Annotated in this window: 16 protein-coding genes and 1 other RNA gene; 13 read left to right on the top strand and 4 right to left on the bottom strand. The window is 45.6% G+C overall.

The window, feature by feature from the left end; all coding sequences use genetic code 11:
* The first annotated feature begins 106 nt into the window (after positions 1 to 106).
* The 8 genes from zapE to sspB all read left to right on the top strand — a co-directional run bounded on the left by zapE (position 107) and on the right by sspB (position 6740).
* Positions 107 to 1210 (top strand): cell division protein ZapE, encoded by a 1104-nt coding sequence (zapE, locus tag R2S67_RS11945; protein ID WP_005395918.1) that lies wholly within the window; start codon positions 107 to 109, stop codon positions 1208 to 1210.
* A 250-nt stretch (positions 1211 to 1460) separates the two neighbouring features.
* Positions 1461 to 1889 carry a 50S ribosomal protein L13 gene (gene rplM, locus R2S67_RS11940; RefSeq protein WP_012842158.1) on the top strand — a complete coding sequence of 143 codons (429 nt, stop codon included), beginning with the start codon at positions 1461 to 1463 and terminating at the stop codon, positions 1887 to 1889.
* A gap of 15 nt (positions 1890 to 1904) precedes the next feature.
* Entirely contained in the window at positions 1905 to 2297 is a 393-nt protein-coding gene (rpsI, locus tag R2S67_RS11935) for a 30S ribosomal protein S9 (RefSeq protein ID WP_005372876.1), read from the top strand.
* 618 nt (positions 2298 to 2915) lie between these two features.
* Complete coding sequence (petA, locus tag R2S67_RS11930) at positions 2916 to 3506, top strand: ubiquinol-cytochrome c reductase iron-sulfur subunit (RefSeq protein ID WP_005396462.1); 591 nt, start codon at positions 2916 to 2918, stop codon at positions 3504 to 3506.
* Entirely contained in the window at positions 3506 to 4771 is a 1266-nt protein-coding gene (locus R2S67_RS11925; protein WP_005372880.1) for a cytochrome b, read from the top strand. Before petA ends, R2S67_RS11925 begins: the two co-directional genes overlap by 1 nt.
* On the top strand, positions 4768 to 5505 hold the full coding sequence (locus R2S67_RS11920; RefSeq protein WP_005372881.1) for a cytochrome c1: 738 nt from the start codon (positions 4768 to 4770) through the stop codon (positions 5503 to 5505). The genes R2S67_RS11925 and R2S67_RS11920 overlap by 4 nt, the downstream gene beginning before the upstream one ends.
* A 96-nt stretch (positions 5506 to 5601) precedes the next feature.
* On the top strand, positions 5602 to 6237 hold the full coding sequence (sspA, locus tag R2S67_RS11915; protein ID WP_005372897.1) for a stringent starvation protein SspA: 636 nt from the start codon (positions 5602 to 5604) through the stop codon (positions 6235 to 6237).
* Between the two features lie 17 nt (positions 6238 to 6254).
* Positions 6255 to 6740, top strand: a complete 486-nt coding sequence (sspB, locus tag R2S67_RS11910) for a ClpXP protease specificity-enhancing factor (RefSeq protein WP_031780550.1) — start codon at positions 6255 to 6257, stop codon at positions 6738 to 6740.
* 70 nt (positions 6741 to 6810) lie between these two features.
* On the opposite strand, the gene R2S67_RS11905 is transcribed toward sspB, so the two are convergent.
* The 4 genes from R2S67_RS11905 to R2S67_RS11890 are packed head-to-tail and all read right to left on the bottom strand — an operon-like array spanning position 6811 to position 10258.
* Positions 6811 to 7476 carry a BON domain-containing protein gene (locus R2S67_RS11905; RefSeq protein ID WP_005396458.1) on the bottom strand — a complete coding sequence of 222 codons (666 nt, stop codon included), beginning with the start codon at positions 7474 to 7476 and terminating at the stop codon, positions 6811 to 6813.
* A 21-nt stretch (positions 7477 to 7497) separates the two neighbouring features.
* Complete coding sequence (locus R2S67_RS11900; protein ID WP_005372901.1) at positions 7498 to 8088, bottom strand: phosphoheptose isomerase; 591 nt, start codon at positions 8086 to 8088, stop codon at positions 7498 to 7500.
* 3 nt (positions 8089 to 8091) lie between these two features.
* Complete coding sequence (locus R2S67_RS11895; protein WP_012842156.1) at positions 8092 to 8460, bottom strand: YraN family protein; 369 nt, start codon at positions 8458 to 8460, stop codon at positions 8092 to 8094.
* Positions 8447 to 10258: a penicillin-binding protein activator gene (locus R2S67_RS11890; RefSeq protein ID WP_164666731.1), complete on the bottom strand. Its 1812-nt coding sequence runs from the start codon at positions 10256 to 10258 to the stop codon at positions 8447 to 8449. The genes R2S67_RS11895 and R2S67_RS11890 overlap by 14 nt, the downstream gene beginning before the upstream one ends.
* 68 nt (positions 10259 to 10326) lie before the next feature.
* Between R2S67_RS11890 and rsmI the strand changes: the two genes are divergently transcribed.
* The 5 genes from rsmI to R2S67_RS11865 all read left to right on the top strand — a co-directional run bounded on the left by rsmI (position 10327) and on the right by R2S67_RS11865 (position 15077).
* Complete coding sequence (gene rsmI, locus R2S67_RS11885) at positions 10327 to 11190, top strand: 16S rRNA (cytidine(1402)-2'-O)-methyltransferase (protein WP_006743239.1); 864 nt, start codon at positions 10327 to 10329, stop codon at positions 11188 to 11190.
* 166 nt (positions 11191 to 11356) lie between these two features.
* Positions 11357 to 11784, top strand: an RNA gene (gene rnpB / locus R2S67_RS11880) — RNase P RNA component class A.
* A 229-nt stretch (positions 11785 to 12013) separates the two neighbouring features.
* On the top strand, positions 12014 to 12964 hold the full coding sequence (gene rsmH / locus R2S67_RS11875) for a 16S rRNA (cytosine(1402)-N(4))-methyltransferase RsmH (RefSeq protein ID WP_006743238.1): 951 nt from the start codon (positions 12014 to 12016) through the stop codon (positions 12962 to 12964).
* A 5-nt stretch (positions 12965 to 12969) separates the two neighbouring features.
* Complete coding sequence (ftsL, locus tag R2S67_RS11870; protein ID WP_012842154.1) at positions 12970 to 13287, top strand: cell division protein FtsL; 318 nt, start codon at positions 12970 to 12972, stop codon at positions 13285 to 13287.
* On the top strand, positions 13284 to 15077 hold the full coding sequence (locus R2S67_RS11865) for a penicillin-binding transpeptidase domain-containing protein (RefSeq protein ID WP_006743237.1): 1794 nt from the start codon (positions 13284 to 13286) through the stop codon (positions 15075 to 15077). The genes ftsL and R2S67_RS11865 overlap by 4 nt, the downstream gene beginning before the upstream one ends.
* Positions 15078 to 15095: the final 18 nt, after the last annotated feature.

Raw genomic sequence — 15095 nt, 5'->3', positions numbered from 1 at the left:
AAGAAAAATAGCAGTATGTCTTCGGGGACTGATAACTACTTCTCTCTATTCTCAAAGTTGACCCCGAGGTAACCCTTTTCCCAGTACCTCTATACGACTTAATACGATGACACCACTACAACAATATCAAAAAGACATAGCAGAACACGGGTTTCAGCGTGATGAAGCTCAGTATCAAGCGGTCGTTGCATTAGATAAGCTTTACCATGCTATCGTTGAATTTCAGTCAGCTCCTGTGCCCCAGCTTTCCAAATGGCAAAAGCTCATGGGAAAAAAAATCGACATGCCTGAGCCCCCAAAAGGTCTTTACTTTTGGGGAGGAGTCGGACGCGGTAAAACGTACCTCATGGATGCGTTTTTTGATGCTTTACCAACCCAAAGAAAAATGCGCGTACACTTTCACCGCTTCATGTATCGAGTACATGATGAGTTGAAGCTGTTAGGTGATGTCGAAAATCCGCTAGCAAAAGTAGCGGATAAATTCAAAGAAGAAGCGGATGTGGTTTGCTTTGATGAATTTTTTGTCTCTGACATTACGGATGCGATGATCCTTGCAACGTTACTCCAAGAGATGTTCAAGCGGCAGATGATCCTAGTCGCGACTTCAAACATCGAACCGCAGAACTTATATCGTAATGGCTTACAAAGAGCGCGCTTTTTGCCTGCAATTGATATGATTTTGGCACGCTGTGACGTGTTGAATGTTGATAGTGGCGTTGATTATCGCTTAAGAACGCTTGAACAGGCCGAAATATACCATTATCCACTTGATGAACAGGCCAACATTAACCTCAACAAGTATTATCAGCAGCTGACGGGCGAACGTCAGATCGTCGCTCATCAAATCGAAGTTAATCACCGTCAGCTTGAGGTAATTGAAGCGAGTGATGGGGTTCTGCATGCGTCTTTTGCTCAGTTATGCCAAACCGCTCGCAGTCAAAATGACTACATTGAGCTGTCCCGAATTTATCACACGGTATTATTGGCGGACGTTCAACAGATGAACCGAAAAATAGATGACGCTGCGAGGCGTTTTATTGCACTGGTCGATGAGTTTTACGAGCGCAATGTGAAGTTGATTATTTCTGCTGAAGTACCAATGGAAGACTTATATACTGAGGGGCAGCTCGAGTTTGAATTTAAGCGCTGTTTGTCTCGGCTCACTGAGATGCAAAGTCATGAGTACCTCGCGCGTGAGCATTTGGCCTAAATCTAGTGTGTTCTTAAAAAGTGAAGAAAAAATTAGTGATTTGGCGCAAAAAAAGGTGATTTTTTCTTCGCTCTTCTCTATAATCCTGCGACCCACCGTTACTGCAGACCGGATTATCGAAGTTATTTCGAAATTGAAGGTCGAGAGTACCAACGACTCGAAGGGGTGATGACTGGGCTCTTAGACAGTGTGGGAGCACCAGAACGGTGTTCCTTAAAGTTTAAATTTTAATTAACGGGTTATTATTAGCATGAAAACTTTCGTTGCTAAACCAGAAACTGTAAAACGCGACTGGTACGTTGTAGACGCTGAAGGTAAAACTCTTGGTCGTCTAGCAAGTGAAATTGCATCTCGCCTACGTGGCAAACATAAAGCTGAATACACTCCTCACGTTGACGCTGGTGACTACATCATCGTTATCAACGCTGAGAAAGTTGCTGTAACTGGTAACAAAGCTAAGAACAAAGTGTACTACCGTCACTCTGAGTTCCCAGGTGGTCTAAAATCTATCACTTTTGAAAAGTTGATCGATCGTAAACCTGAGATGGTTCTTGAGCTTGCAGTTAAAGGCATGCTTCCACGTGGTCCTCTAGGCCGTGCTATGTACCGTAAGCTTAAAGTTTACGCAGGCGCTGAGCACAACCATGTTGCTCAACAACCACAAGTACTAGACATCTAATTGGGGATTTCGAAAATGGCAGAGAATCAATACTACGGCACTGGCCGTCGCAAAAGCTCAGCTGCACGTGTTTTTATTAAACCAGGCAGCGGCAACATTGTAGTAAACAAGCGTAACCTTGACGAATACTTCGGTCGTCCAACAGCTCGCATGGTTGTACAACAACCTCTAGAACTTGTTGAACTAACTGAAAAGCTAGACCTTTACGTAACAGTTAAAGGCGGCGGTATTTCTGGTCAAGCTGGTGCTATCCGTCACGGTATCACTCGCGCGCTTATGGAATACGATGAGTCTCTACGTCCTGCTCTACGCGCAGCTGGCTACGTTACTCGTGACGCTCGTTGCGTTGAACGTAAGAAAGTTGGTCTACGTAAAGCACGTCGTCGTCCACAGTTCTCTAAGCGTTAATTTCCTCTTATTGGAAATTCTGCTTTTCAGAGTTATTCTGGAAACTGTGTACCAAAAGCTCGGCTCTATGCCGGGCTTTTTTGTTTTTAAAGAAATAATACCTGCCTATCAATATCCATTTGTATTCACTTATAACTAGGCTCAGAGTAAGGCTTCTTCCTTACCATACGTCATAAGCTTATTTATCTGCTGTGGGTGCCTTTGCGTCTTAATATCCCTGCAACATGTTTTAAAATGCCTACTCGTCTTTTTTGCGTATGCGGCGTGCTACAAAAGTGAAAATACAAATAACGTAAGTTGAATGTGCATTAAGAAATATTTTGCTGTGTAATTAACTGAAAACTACCAAGATAAAAGGTTTGAATAGCTTTCAGCAGAACTTCCATGTTGTGCTTTCTTGTTACAAATCACATCAATTTTTTATAATTCTGCCGCTTTTGTGACGACGCGAGCGATTTGCCTCACAAATGTTACAAAAAGGTAGCTTTATCTTGTCAAAAAGTAGGGTTTTCTTTATCATTTCCCTCCAATAAATAGAACTAAATTCATTATTTGTTAGCCATGCTCTTATAAGCGGAATAATAACGATCCAAAGGGAGCAAATGGGAGAATGTTTGGATGAGCAACGCGCCTTTAAATAACGGTCGCAGGCGTTTTCTAACCGCTACAACGGCAGTTGTTGGTGGGTTAGGGGCAGTCGCCGTCGCCGTGCCTTTTATCAAATCATGGAATCCGAGTGCTAAAGCCAAAGCGGCAGGTGCACCGGTGGAAGTGGATATAAGTAAAATTGAACCAGGTCAACTGGTTCGTGTCGAGTGGCAGGGGAAACCTGTATGGATTGTTCGCCGCACTCAAAGCGTTCTAGATAACTTAAAAACGATCGGCGATAAGCTTCGTGATCCGCAATCTGAAATGGAACAGCAGCCTGAGTACGCTCAGAATGAGTTTCGTTCGATTAAGGAAGAGTTTTTTGTCGCTGTTGGTTTCTGTACTCACCTAGGTTGTTCACCAACCTATCTACCAGACTCTTTCTCAGAGCAGGTCCAGGGCGTAAGATCTGGCTTCTTCTGTCCTTGTCATGGTTCTAAGTTCGATATGGCTGGTCGAGTGTTCCAAGGGGTACCTGCTCCATTGAACCTTGTCGTTCCTAAGCACATGTATTTGAGCGACACCAAGCTCATTGTGGGTGTTGATGAGGGGGATGCATAATGCAAGCAATGTTAGACTGGGTTGAAAAGCGTATTCCTGCAATGAATGCTTATAAAAAGCATTTGTCTGAATACCCAATGCCTAAGAACTTCAACTTTTGGTACCTTTTCGGTTCTCTGGCGATGCTGGTTCTGGTTAACCAAATCCTAACGGGTATCTGGCTAACGATGAACTACGTTCCTTCTGGTGACGGTGCGTTTGCTTCTATCGAGTACATCATGCGTGATGTAGAGTACGGTTGGCTTCTACGTTACATGCACTCAACTGGCGCATCTGCGTTTTTCGTTGTTGTGTACTTGCACATGTTCCGTGGCCTGATCTACGGCTCATACCAAAAACCTCGTGAACTACTGTGGATCTTCGGTATGTTGATCTTCCTCGTTCTAATGGCTGAAGCATTCATGGGTTACCTACTGCCATGGGGTCAGATGTCATACTGGGGTGCGCAGGTAATCATTTCTTTGTTTGGTGCGATTCCTGTTATCGGTGATGACCTAACGCTTTGGATCCGTGGTGACTACATCATCTCTGGTGCAACGTTAAACCGTTTCTTCGCACTACACGTTATTGCACTGCCTATCGTTCTACTTCTTCTTGTGGTTCTGCACGTATTGGCGCTGCACGAAGTCGGCTCAAACAACCCTGATGGTATCGAAACTAAGCTACCAAAAGGTTCAATGGGCGATGATTACAAGACACAGTTCAAGTTCCACGATTACTACACGAAGAAATACGACATTATCGACTCTATTCCTTTCCACCCATACGGTACGGTTAAGGACTTGGTTGGTGTGGCTGGTTTCTTGTTCTTCTTCTGTTACGTGCTGTTCTTTAACCCAGAAATGGGAGGATACTTCCTTGAACCGCCTAACTTTGAAGCGGCCAACCCACTGAAGACACCAGAGCACATTGCTCCGGTATGGTACTTCACGCCGTTTTACGCAATCTTACGTGCGGTTCCAGACAAACTATTAGGTGTTATCCTAATGGGTGCGTCAATTGCAGTGCTGTTTGTTCTACCTTGGTTGGATCGCTGTAAAGTTCGTTCATACCGTTACCGTAGCAAACTTCATCTGTTGAATATTGTACAGTTCACTATCGCCTTTATCGCTCTGGGTATTTTAGGTGCGTTACCTGCAACACCAACGTACACACTACTATCTCAGATCTTTAGCTTGTGTTACTTCATGTTCTTTGTGTTGCTGTTCTTCTACAGCAAAAATGAAGCAACCAAACCATTACCAGAGAGGGTGACATTCAAATGAAGAAGTGGATTGTAATTCTATTTGCGATGTTGCCATCACTAGCGATGGCAGCTGGGGCCAATGTTCCGCTGGATAAAGCGAATGTTGACCTAACGGATAAAGCTTCGCTACAAAACGGTGCGAAGTTGTTCATGAACTACTGTTTTGCTTGTCACTCAACGCAGTATCAGCGTTATGAGCGTGTAGCAACAGACTTGGAAATTCCAACAGACTTAATGAAAGAAAACCTGATTTTCAATCCTGAAGCGAAAATCGGTGATCTAATGGTCAACGCAATGCCACCGAAGCAAGCGGCAAACTGGTTTGGTGCTCCACCACCAGATCTTACGTTGGTTGCACGAGTTCGTGGTGCTGATTGGTTATACACTTACTTACGCTCTTTCTATGTTGATCCATCTCGTCCATTCGGCGTGAACAACATTGTCTTCCCGAGTGTTGGTATGCCACATGTGCTCGAAGAGCTACAAGGTATCCCGACGCCGATTTACGATACGAAAATCGTAGATGGCGAAGAAGTACAAGTTGTTGTTGGTACTGAAACAGACGGTACGGGGGAGCTGAGCGAAGGCGAATACGACAAAGCGGTTGGCGACCTAGTGAACTTCTTGGTTTATTCAGGTGACCCAGTACAGCTTGAGCGTCATGCTTTAGGTTGGTGGGTAATGGGCTTCTTAGTGCTTCTAACTATCGTTGTCGTGATGCTCAAGAAAGAGTATTGGCGCGATGTGCATTAATTGTGCTAAAATACCGTGCTAATTCCCAATTTTAATTGATGTACAATGGAGGCTTAGCCTCCATTGTTTTTATTTGTAAGTGTACTGGAGGGCTCCATGGCTGTAGCTGCCAATAAACGTTCTGTGATGACTCTTTTCTCAAGTGCATCAGATTTGTATAGCCATCAGGTTCGCATTGTACTAGCTGAAAAAGGCGTAAGTGTTGAAGTTGAGCTTGTTGACGAAGCAAACCTTCCTGCTGAGCTTGTTGAGCTAAACCCATATAAATCAGTGCCAACTCTTGTTGACCGTGAGCTAGCTCTTTACGATTCAAAAATCATCATGGAGTACTTGGACGAGCGTTTCCCTCATCCACCTCTAATGCCGGTTTACCCTGTTGCTCGTGGCAACAGCCGCTTGATGATGTACCGTATCGAACGCAACTGGTATTCACTCGCTGAAAAAGTGATGAAAGGTAATGCAGAAGAATCAGAAAAAGCACGCACAAAGCTGCGTAATGATCTTCTGACGTTAGCGCCAATTTTTGCTGAATATGAGTACTTCATGAGCGAAGAATTCAGCTTGATCGATTGTTACCTGGCTCCACTATTGTGGCGTTTGCCTCAACTTGGTATCGATCTGGTTGGCCCTGGTTCAAAAGAAATCAAGGTGTACATGAACCGCGTATTTGAACGTGATTCGTTCCTTGCTTCTTTAACTGAAGCTGAACGTGAAATGCGCCTAGTTCGCTAAGCGATTTAGAACACGTTATGGATATTGCAAAAATGACTGCTCGCCGTCCGTATATGCTTCGTGCATTTTACGATTGGCTAGTAGACAATGACTTGACTCCTCACTTGGTGGTGGATGCAACGATGCCGGGCGTACGTGTACCGGTTGAGTTTATTCAAGATGGTCAAATTATTTTGAATATTGCACCACGTGCGGTGGGTAATCTTGAGTTAGGTAATGATGCGATTACCTTCCATGCTCGCTTTAGCGGTCGTCCACACTCAGTAATTGTGCCTGTGTATGCTGTCCAAGCTATTTATGCGCGTGAGAATGGTGCTGGTACTATGTTTGAACCAGAAGAAGCGTACACTCACATCGAAGAAGAAGCGATGACCGAGGAAGAATCATCCCCATCGTTTACAACGGTTAGCGATGAGCCTTCTGAGTTAGCCTCTGATTCGGATGCCGAAGAGGACGATGCTCCTCGACCAAAAGGCAAACCAAGCTTAAGAGTGATTAAATAATAAAAAAGCAGCGTAACGCTGCTTTTTTTCTTTTTGGTGTCTTGACGTGTTTTCAAGTGATGTTTCGCAATTACTCAATCGTAAATGCTTCGACGTTGGCTTCATTTTCCGCGTTTGTCTCACTTTCTATTGTTTGTACACCGTCACTCGGTAAGTCCACTTCAACAGGTTCCATTTCGCCATATTGGAACCCTTTAATGACTTGTTTTACGCCAGAGATATTGCGCGCGATTTCTGTCGCTCGCTCGCCTTGCTCTGGTGTGACATAACCAAACAGAAAAACGTCGCCGTCTTCGGTGATCACTTTAACCTTAACGCCATTGAGTTCAGAGTCGGTCAGCAAGGCTGATTTTACTTTGGTTGTGATCCAGCTGTCGTTGCTAATTTGAGTGACAGTGAGTGGCTCTTTTTGTTTGATTTGATTGTGTATGACTTTCACACCACTAACTTCTCGAGCTCTTCGCTCCAAAGCATGGATAAGGTCTTGCGTTGGAGCCTGACCCATAAGAACAACCGTACCGTTATAGGAGCTGGCAACCACACGAACTTCACCTTTAAACGGCGCCTTGTTACCGATCGCTGCAACTTCGAATTCGATGTTGTTGTCCTGCCAAATTTGTTTTGTACTGCGTGTGTCCGTGACAATATTTGCTGTGGTAGCAGCACCAGCGATAAACAAGCCAGCGCAACCACTTAAACTCAATGCTGTTAATAAGATAACGAGGCTACGTATCATAATTCTGACCCTCAGTCTTGGTTACTCTTCATGAGCAGGGAAAAGCACCTGGTCAATAAGATCACAAAGACAATGGAGTGTCACCATATGTACTTCGTGAATACGTGCAGTGCGGTGTGATGGAATGCGAATTTCGACGTCGTTCTCACCAAGCAGTCCTGCCATCTCACCGCCATCTTTTCCTGTTAGCGCGATAATCGTCATGTCTCGAGTTACGGCCGCTTCCATCGCTTTGATAATATTTTTGCTGTTACCGCTAGTCGACATGGCAAGCAGAATGTCGCCTGGCTGGCCAAACGCTCGTACCTGTTTTGAGAAAATTTCCTGGTAGTGGTAGTCGTTTGCAACAGCGGTCAGGGTTGTATTATCGGCTGTTAAGGCCATTGCAGGTAGGCTAGGGCGCTCAGTTTCAAAACGGTTTAAAAGACAAGAAACAAATTGTTGAGCGTTTGAAGCACTGCCGCCATTACCACAACATAAAATTTTGTTGCCATTGAGCAAGCTTGAGACCATCGCTTGGGCCGCGTGAGTAATGGCATCGGGCAGCGCCTCTGCTGCTGCGATTTGAATTTGAATACTTTCTGTAAAGCTGTCTTTAATGCTGTCTAGCATCGCTTATCCTTCAGAGATTGCGTTTTCTATCCAGTTGATATCTCGCCCATTGTCATGAATAGCGATGACATCAAACCGATAATCGATATTGTGTTTTAAGCGCTTTTGTTGGCTAAGCCAAACTTGTGCAGTTTTGATTAGCTTGCGCATTTTTGCGTGCGTTACCATTTCTGCTGCTGAGCCAAAGTGATCGTTCTTACGATATTTGACTTCAACAAACACGATAGTTTCACCTTGTTGGAAGATTAAATCAATCTCACCGACCTTGGTCAGGAAATTTTGTTCAATAAAGCGCAAGCCCTGGCGTTGCAAATAGTGCTTCGCCAGAGCTTCATATTGATTTCCGATTTGGCGCTTACTAAAGAGCCCCACGCTCAGCCCAGCTCAATTCACGCTGTACAACACAGTTGTTGTCTATACTTAAAATACCGGTTTGGCCACCGACTGAGTAACCAGGAACGACCTTCATTTGTGGAAGTTCACCGATCAATTTATATGCATCCATACCGAGTGCTTTCAAACGTTTTTCCATGTTAGATTGCTCTGACCAAAGCTCGTTCATTTCAGCGGTTACGCTAGGATCTGGGTCAATCAGCAATGGAATGTCGCTGTAGATGATGCCTGTTAGATCTTCGTATGTCGCGCCGCCACTGTTGCTACGCGAACTAGAGAAGATCTGTGGTGCTTTCGCATCAGGGTTAATCGCTACTTCGATAAACGGCTTGATCAAAGTCAGCTCAGTGCTTCTAGCTACGATATAAACCGCATCAACATCACGACGGCTACGTGGCTGTGTTTCAAGCTTAACTCGCATTAATGATTGCATCTGGGCGATACGCTGCTTGCTCTCTTGCAGGCCAAATACTTCATTGATGTCTTTTTGAAGTTGGCGCTTGTCACCAAAGTAACTTGCTGCGACTTTGTTAGAGCTGTACTTTCGCCATTCTTTGTTGAAAGCCTCAGTTACACGCTCTCCAAAGCTGCCTTTTGGTGCAAGAATAAGAGGGAAGTTGTAGCCTTCGCTGAACAAGTGTTTTGCAGCTTGTGCGGCTTCTTGTTCCGGTGATAATGCCAAGTAGCAAATATTGCTATCTGGTTGCACATCCTCGGGGATATTTAGCGCAAGGGCTGGAATGGTAGGGCCATTTGCTGAGCCATCCATGGTTGTGTGCAACAACTCCACGTTCTCTTTTTCTAGAGGGCCAACAACAAAATCGATGTTTTCATTGATCAAGCGTTGTTTAATTTGGTCAGCGTTATACGCATTGGTGTCAATCACCGTAAGTGTTGCACTAGGATCTCGATTACGATCATTCATCATCGCAAACACAAAACCATCACGAATTAATTGCGCTTGTGGCGAGAACTTACCCGTCAGCGGCAGCAATAAAGCAGTATTGTTTGGCTTCACGATATCAAGAGAGAGAATGTTTTGAATCTCTTCTGGTGTATAGATAGCAGCTGGGTGCGAAGGGTTTTCGCTTAACCAGCGCTCTAGCGTATTTTTAAGTTGGGACAGGTTGCCCGACAGCGTTTTTGCATAAACAGCCAGCTGAAGCCAGCCGTCTAGAACATCCTCATTCGGCTCTGTTTCTAATGAGGTGAGTTCATATTCTGAGTAGCTGCCAAAGTTCATCCAAATACGGCTAGAGATTTCCCTCTGCTCTGCTGACGAGGCGTATTGACCAAATGCAACCAGCTGGCGGTTTGCTTCAAACGCTTGGTTGAGGCCTTGATAAGCGTCGGCACGCATCAAGTAATAGTCTTTCCATTGCTCGTTTGGCAATTTCCACCAAGGTTTAAAGTTTAACAATTGCAGCAACTGCGAGTAATTGCCTTGCTTTTGCTGTATGGTCGCACGCGCCAGTTGCCACTCCGCTTGCTGAACTTCGGTCAACTGTTGTCGAGCCAGACGTTTGATCAACAGTTCTGCTTGATCAAACTGGTTCGCTTGAATAGCGGCTTTGGTTGCCATGATCAACCAGTCATTTTGTAAACTGCCTTCCGTGCTATCAGCTTGGATCATATAGTTCTGAACAGACTGAGTAGGCTCAAGTGTTACATCAACGCCATCAGGCTGTCTTGGACCTGAAGAACAGGCGGCGAGCGTAATTGCTAGTGCAACAGGAGTAAGTATGCGTGGTACACTGAGTCTCTTATGGTTAATCATTGCCGTGAGTTCTCTATAATTTTGTACAAAATTGTCTCTATATTAATCGTTGAAGTGATGGTAAACAAATGACAGATAAAAATAAGTTGCCGAATGAGGGGCCAACTCTCTATATCGTACCGACTCCAATCGGAAATTTAGCGGATATCACCCAACGTGCTATCGAAATTCTGTCGACGGTGGACATCATTGCTGCTGAGGATACTCGACATACGGGTAAATTACTGTCTCACTTCAATATTCAAACCAAAACTTTTGCTCTGCATGATCACAATGAACAGCAAAAAGCACAGGTTTTGGTAGAAAAGCTGCTTTCCGGTCAGTCTATCGCGTTAGTTTCTGACGCTGGTACGCCACTTATCAGCGACCCAGGATACCATTTGGTGACAAAATGTCGTCAAGCGGGCGTTAGAGTTGTGCCGCTTCCTGGTGCTTGCGCGGTCATTACGGCGTTAAGTGCATCAGGCTTGCCATCCGATCGCTTTAGCTTCGAAGGCTTTTTACCACCGAAAAGCAAAGGCCGTAAGGATAAATTCCTAGAGATTGCTTCGGTAGAGCGTACGTGTATTTTTTACGAGTCACCGCACCGTATTTTGGACTCTCTACAAGACATGTTAGACGTTCTTGGCCCAGATAGAGAAGTCGTGTTGGCGAGAGAACTAACGAAAACCTTTGAAACCATTCAAGGCATGCCATTAGGTGAGTTAATTGAGTGGGTGAAAGGTGACGATAACCAACAGCGTGGCGAAATGGTATTGTTGGTGCATGGCCATCGCGAAACCGCGGACGACTCATTGCCAGATGATGCTTTGCGTACATTAGGGATTTTAACCAAAGAGCTGCCTTTGAAAAAAGCAGCGGCTTTGGTGGCAGAAATTCATAACTTGAAGAAGAATGCGTTGTATAAGTGGGGCTTAGAAAACTTAGACTAAGCACTGCTAACGAGACACATGGTAAAGCGGGTCGATGTGAAAATATCGGCCTTTTTAGGCTCAATGTTTGATGGTTAGGTTAAAAAAACACCACTCAATGCATTCATTTCATCATATCTGTGATCTCACTAGACTCAGAGTGGATAACTCTATACAATCCGCCCTCGGAGTTGACTGGGTAGTCGCTGCTTTACTGATGTCCTTCGGGAGACTGACGTTGAAGTCCTTTGGGAGACTGACGTTGACGTCCTTCGGGAGACTGGTAAAGGGGAGGAAAGTCCGGGCTCCATAGAGCAGGGTGCCAGGTAACGCCTGGGAGGCGCAAGCCTACGACAAGTGCAGCAGAGAGAAGACCGCCGATGGCCCTAGGGCACAGGTAAGGGTGAAAGGGTGCGGTAAGAGCGCACCGGACGACTAGCAATAGTTCGTTGCAGGGTAAACTCCACCCGGAGCAAGACCAAATAGGCCTCCACATTGCGTTGCTCGCGTAAGGAGGCGGGTAGGTTGCTTGAGCCAGTGAGCGATTGCTGGCCTAGACGAATGGCTACCGCCGCGCAAGCGGAACAGAACCCGGCTTATGTGTCGACTCCAACTATTCGAGACCCATCACTACTTTTTGTAGTGATGGGTTTTTTGCATTTTATTGACGCAAACCCTGTCATTACCAATAAACTTGGCGTTAAATCACGTCTGACTTTAGACTTGAGGTGGCGATGATGTGGGAAATCAGTACACTATGGTAGGTTGATCTTTTGCTATAAGTATTCAGCATGAGAGAGCAACATATCTTAAAATCGCTTCAAGATCATTCAACGAGAAAGCTATGACCGAAACCTTCCAACATATTTCCGTGTTATTAAATGAATCCATTGATGGCTTAGCTATCAAACCAGACGGTATCTATATCGATGGAACATTTGGCCGTGGCGGTCACAGCCGGACTATTCTATCTAAACTCGGAGAAAACGGCCGACTGTACAGTATCGATCGTGACCCTCAAGCGATAGCTGAAGCAGGCAAAATCAATGATCCTCGCTTCACCATCATTCATGGTCCATTTTCTGGTATTGCTGAGTATGCTGAAGAGTATGACTTGGTTGGCAAAGTTGATGGCGTTCTACTGGATTTAGGTGTTTCTTCTCCGCAGTTAGACGACGCAGAGCGTGGCTTTAGCTTTATGAAAGACGGCCCGCTAGATATGCGTATGGACCCAACATCAGGTATTCCCGTATCTCAATGGCTAATGGAAGCTGACTTAGATGATATTACTTGGGTGATTCGTGAGTTTGGTGAAGACAAACACGCGCGCCGCATTGCCAAAGCGATTGTTGCCTACCGTGAAGACGAAGAAAATGAACCTTTGGTACGTACTGGCCAGCTCGCGAAGCTGATCTCAGATGCTGCACCCAAAAGCTTTAAAGAGAAAAAACACCCTGCGACTCGTGCGTTCCAGGCATTTCGTATTTACATCAACAGTGAGTTAGAAGAAATTGATACGGCATTAAAAGGTGCGGCAAGCATTCTGGCTCCTGAAGGTCGTTTATCTGTCATCAGTTTCCACTCTCTGGAAGACCGTATGGTCAAACGTTTTATCCGTAAAGAGAGCAAAGGACCTGAAGTGCCACACGGCATTCCAATGACTGAAGAGCAAATTCGTGCTCTTGGTAGTGCGAATATGAAAGCGGTGAGCAAAGCGATTAAGCCAAGCAAACAAGAAATTGAAATGAACCCTCGTTCGCGCAGCTCTGTGCTAAGAATTGCAGAAAAGCTTTAATTATTATGACTAAGCCCACTCCTAACCTTGCTAAGTTGATTGCAACGGATCTTATCACCGTTGGTCGCTGGCCATTACTGTTGTTGCTATTGATCGTGGCATCGGCAATGGGAGTGGTATTTGCTACCCACCATGCGCGTCAAGCGATCACCGAAAAAGATCACACTTTGGTTGAACGAGAGCGTTTAGATAGCGAATGGCGCAACCTGATGTTGGAAGAAACGGCCCTCGCGGAACACAGTCGTGTTCAAGACCTTGCCAAAAAAGAACTTGAAATGAAACGACCTGATGGCGATAAAGAAGTGGTTGTCACGCTCAAATGATTAGAAAGAAAACCAACACGAAACCAAGCAACAAGCGTAAACCTGTCGCGAAAGAAAAAAACGCTTCGGGGGATACGAAAACCGAGAAAAAAGCAGTGAAAGTGGCGGTTGAAGAATCCTTTCTGATTCGTTGGCGCTTCCATCTATTACTGTTTTTTGTCTTTTGTGCATTTGCACTTTTGGTGGCGCGCGTAGCCTATATTCAAATCATTGAACCGGATAACCTGATTAAACAAGGTGACCTACGCTCGGTTCGTGTGAAATCCATTCCTTCTGCACGCGGTATTATTTCGGACCGAAATGGTGAGCCGCTCGCTGTCAGTGTGCCTGTTGAGGCCGTTTGGGCGGATCCCGCGACGATATTTAAAGAAAATGCCTTAAGCCAGACCAAGAGTTGGTATGCATTAGCGGATGTTCTTGGTGTTGACCGACAAGGGTTGATAGACAAGATCAAGCACAATGAAAAGCGCCGCTTTATTTACTTGCAGCGCCAAGTGAGTCCAGCCATGGCGAACTATATTCGTGAGCTAAAGCTGCCTGGTGTGGGTCTTAAGTCAGAATCTCGTCGTTACTATCCTGCCGGTGAGGTTAGTGCTCACTTAGTTGGGGTGACGGGGATTGATGGGCATGGTCTAGAGGGTGTTGAGCGTAGCTACGATGAGTGGCTTACTGGCGCCGCAGGTAAGAAAACCATTCGTAAAGACCGTTATGGTCGCGTCGTAGAAAACATTGCGTGGCAAGACAAGCAAGAAGGTAAGTCACTCCAGTTGACAATCGACCAGCGCCTACAGGCGATTGCTTATCGTGCTATTAAACAAGCTGTTGCGGACCATCGCGCCACGTCAGGCTCCGTTGTTATGTTGGACGTGAAAACCGGCGCCGTATTGGCCATGGTGAATGCGCCTTCCTACAACCCTAACAATCGTAGCGACTGGCAAAGCTATAAAATGCGTAACCGAGTGATCACGGACTCGATGGAGCCAGGCTCTACCATTAAGCCTTTCGTTATTTTAGCCGCCTTAGAAAATGGGGTAGCCGATAAAGATACCATCGTAGATACCGGTAATGGTGTACTTCGTTTAGGTGGTAGCCGAGTAAGAGATGTATCCCGCGTGGGTAAAGCGAGCTTGACCACGATCCTCAAAAAATCGAGTAACATCGGTGTGACGAAGCTGGCAATGCAAATGCCAGTAGAGGCGCTGCTCGGTCTGTACAGCTCTGTGGGCTTTGGTGAGCTTTCTGGTCTGAACCTCGTTGGGGAAGTGACTGGTATCTTCCCGACACGAACACGATGGTCTCCTATTGAACGTGCCACGATTGCGTTTGGTTATGGTCTATCGATAACGCCAATCCAGTTAGCGCATGCCTATGCGACGCTTGGAAATCTCGGCAAATACGAGCCAATCCATATTATCGAAAGCAATGATCATGACATGTCGCGCCAAGTAGTGAGTGCAAAGTACGCACGCCAGGTCTTGGACATGCTGGAAACCGTAACCCAAAAAGGAGGCTCAGCTCGTCGAGCGGCAGTTCCTGGTTATCGAGTGGGAGCCAAAACAGGTACCTCACGTAAAGCGTCTGCAGGTGGATACAGCGATGAGTACATCACTTATACGGCAGGGCTTGCTCCGGTTAGCGATCCGCGAATTGCATTGGTTGTGATCGTAAACGAGCCTCAAGGTGATGATTACTATGGTGGTTCGGTAGCGTCTCCTGTCTTCTCTGAAATCATGAAAGGCGCGCTACAAATACTCAATGTTGCACCAGACGAAAACAAATTCCAGCAGTAAGCCGAGTGGCTTACTGAG

It is taken from the genome of Vibrio sp. T13N (assembly GCF_032970445.1).
Taxonomy (GTDB): Bacteria; Pseudomonadota; Gammaproteobacteria; order Enterobacterales; family Vibrionaceae; genus Vibrio; species Vibrio diabolicus.
This window is presented reverse-complemented; position numbering and strand designations above follow the sequence as displayed.

Bases quoted from the DNA above. Each gene is read 5' to 3' on its own strand.
- zapE (WP_005395918.1), top strand. From the start codon at position 107: ATGACACCACTACAACAATATCAAAAAGACATAGCAGAACACGGGTTT.
- rplM (WP_012842158.1), top strand. From the start codon at position 1,461: ATGAAAACTTTCGTTGCTAAACCAGAAACTGTAAAACGCGACTGGTAC.
- rpsI (WP_005372876.1), top strand. From the start codon at position 1,905: ATGGCAGAGAATCAATACTACGGCACTGGCCGTCGCAAAAGCTCAGCT.
- petA (WP_005396462.1), top strand. From the start codon at position 2,916: ATGAGCAACGCGCCTTTAAATAACGGTCGCAGGCGTTTTCTAACCGCT.
- R2S67_RS11925 (WP_005372880.1), top strand. From the start codon at position 3,506: ATGCAAGCAATGTTAGACTGGGTTGAAAAGCGTATTCCTGCAATGAAT.
- R2S67_RS11920 (WP_005372881.1), top strand. From the start codon at position 4,768: ATGAAGAAGTGGATTGTAATTCTATTTGCGATGTTGCCATCACTAGCG.
- sspA (WP_005372897.1), top strand. From the start codon at position 5,602: ATGGCTGTAGCTGCCAATAAACGTTCTGTGATGACTCTTTTCTCAAGT.
- sspB (WP_031780550.1), top strand. From the start codon at position 6,255: ATGGATATTGCAAAAATGACTGCTCGCCGTCCGTATATGCTTCGTGCA.
- R2S67_RS11905 (WP_005396458.1), bottom strand. From the start codon at position 7,476: ATGATACGTAGCCTCGTTATCTTATTAACAGCATTGAGTTTAAGTGGT.
- R2S67_RS11900 (WP_005372901.1), bottom strand. From the start codon at position 8,088: ATGCTAGACAGCATTAAAGACAGCTTTACAGAAAGTATTCAAATTCAA.
- R2S67_RS11890 (WP_164666731.1), bottom strand. From the start codon at position 10,258: ATGATTAACCATAAGAGACTCAGTGTACCACGCATACTTACTCCTGTT.
- rsmI (WP_006743239.1), top strand. From the start codon at position 10,327: ATGACAGATAAAAATAAGTTGCCGAATGAGGGGCCAACTCTCTATATC.
- rsmH (WP_006743238.1), top strand. From the start codon at position 12,014: ATGACCGAAACCTTCCAACATATTTCCGTGTTATTAAATGAATCCATT.
- ftsL (WP_012842154.1), top strand. From the start codon at position 12,970: ATGACTAAGCCCACTCCTAACCTTGCTAAGTTGATTGCAACGGATCTT.
- R2S67_RS11865 (WP_006743237.1), top strand. From the start codon at position 13,284: ATGATTAGAAAGAAAACCAACACGAAACCAAGCAACAAGCGTAAACCT.